Raw genomic sequence first — 1,842 nt, 5'->3', positions numbered from 1 at the left:
GGGCCCGAGGCGGTGTCGTCGGCGATGTCGGCGACCGCGTTGACGGTGACGTTGACCGTTGCGGTCTCGGTGACGCCGCCCGAGGTCACCGTGTAGGTGTAGCTGTCGGTGCCGTTGAAGTCGGCGTTCGGCGTGTAGGTGACCGAGTTGTCGGCATTGACGACGACCGCGCCGTTGGCGCCCTGGGTGACCGCGGTGACCGCCGGCGTGCCCTCGAAGCTGTCGTTGGCCAGCACCGTGGTGGTGATCGCCGTGTCCTCGTCGCCCGAGGCGGTGTCGTCGGCGATGTCGGCGACCGCGTTGACGGTGACGTTGACCGTTGCGGTCTCGGTGACGCCGCCCGAGGTCACCGTGTAGTGATTGTTAGCGTATCTGAACCGTTAAAATCTCCATTTCCCGTGTAAGTCAGACCGGATAGAATTAAATTGATGTCCGCTGCGGAGCCAACAATGGTCACCGAATTGGTGCCGTTGCCGGTCACGAGCGGGCTACTCGAGACGTTTAGAGAACCGTGCAGAACTGAAACGGTAGTCGTTAACGTACCACCATCAGGATCTGAAACCGAAACCCCTGGAATCGCCTTTGATACGTCCTCATCGGTCAATTGTACCCCGGACGGTACGGTGTTCACCGGTGCACGATTGGTGCTGAGATCGATCACGACGGGCGAGAGTTTTTCGATTGCAGAAATTTTCAGATTTATGCTCTGGAATTCATAAATCGATTGATCTGCCTGCCCTGTGCTTTTGTTGACATGGGCCGGTAGCCAAACATTGTTAAAATAGTTAATCTCGGCATTTAGGGCTGCCATAAAGGCAACATCGTTAGACTGCTGTACGCTGATTACAATTTTTAGCGTGTCAATCTCGGTGGTACCACCTTTTACAGTACCATTTCCACCATCGTAACTATCGTACCCGCTGAACGTCGTTACGCCGAATTGCGCGATACCATCGTCATATATGGTTCCCTGGAGTTTGTACTGATTCTCGTACGATACGAAAACAAGGGTGTCAGCGCCCGAACCGCCTAGCAAGCTGTCAATACCGCTGCCGCCATCCAGGATATCTGCACCGGAACCACCATTGAGAACGTCGTTTCCTCCCTCCCCTGAAAGCGCGTCGGCCCCAGAACCCCCGATCAATTTGTCATTGTAGTCAGTGGCCGTGCCAACATAATTGTCGTCACCATTCGCGCCCATAACACTTCCTCCCCAACGCCCCAAATTTACCTTTTGTTAGTAATGTTGAATATGATTTCATTCAATTGTCAATAAGAAACGTTGTTAACGGACCGCGATGATTTTAATTAACTTGAAAGCATCGGGGAGAATGCGTGTTGCACAAAAGGAACAGCTACTTACATTTGATCCGCGGAAACAAATGCTCGTACTGCTGTTGCCAAACGCCGGCCATCAGTCAGACCAGCGGACCAACTTTCTGATAGTGATGCCCCCAGGCAGCATATGGATTAGTTGCCGGATCGATGTAGTCGCACGAAGTTATTTCAACCTAACCTGTCTTGGCGGCGCGTTCGGCGCACTCAGCCTCCGCAACCACTTTCGCGGACCCACCATTTTTGCTCTCCCAGCCAACACATCTATTTGATGTCGCGAAAATTCTGACGCGTCCGCTGGTTCTGCTTATACTCGACCCCAGCGACTCTTTTCGCCCTTCATTGTGATGATGAATGTTCCGGTGCAAATAATAATGCGAAAGTCAGCACACGCCGGTTCGTATCTTCAGCGATCGGAACAGTCTTCCCTCGACCCACAAGTCTCGGCCGCGCAAGATTCTCGAGCACATCGGAACTATTGCTGTAGTGAAGTGCACCCCTCGGGTG

At 53.3% G+C, this 1,842-nt stretch carries 2 protein-coding genes; both read right to left on the bottom strand.

Annotated features, from left to right (window positions below):
• Window positions 1–350: Ig-like domain-containing protein (locus tag BQ8482_RS30180; protein ID WP_208867881.1), on the bottom strand; the 350-nt coding region annotated here is incomplete at its 3' end.
• Window positions 347–1,201 carry a calcium-binding protein gene (locus tag BQ8482_RS40175; RefSeq protein ID WP_165848772.1) on the bottom strand — a complete coding sequence of 285 codons (855 nt, stop codon included), beginning with the start codon at window positions 1,199–1,201 and terminating at the stop codon, window positions 347–349. The genes BQ8482_RS40175 and BQ8482_RS30180, both read right to left, overlap by 4 nt.
• Window positions 1,202–1,842 lie beyond the last annotated feature (641 nt).

Origin of the sequence: Mesorhizobium delmotii, from assembly GCF_900149755.1 — a bacterium.
In the GTDB taxonomy this organism is placed as follows: domain Bacteria; phylum Pseudomonadota; class Alphaproteobacteria; order Rhizobiales; family Rhizobiaceae; genus Mesorhizobium; species Mesorhizobium delmotii.
The sequence above is the reverse complement of the archived record's forward strand: the minus strand, read 5'-3'. Positions and strand labels throughout refer to the sequence as shown.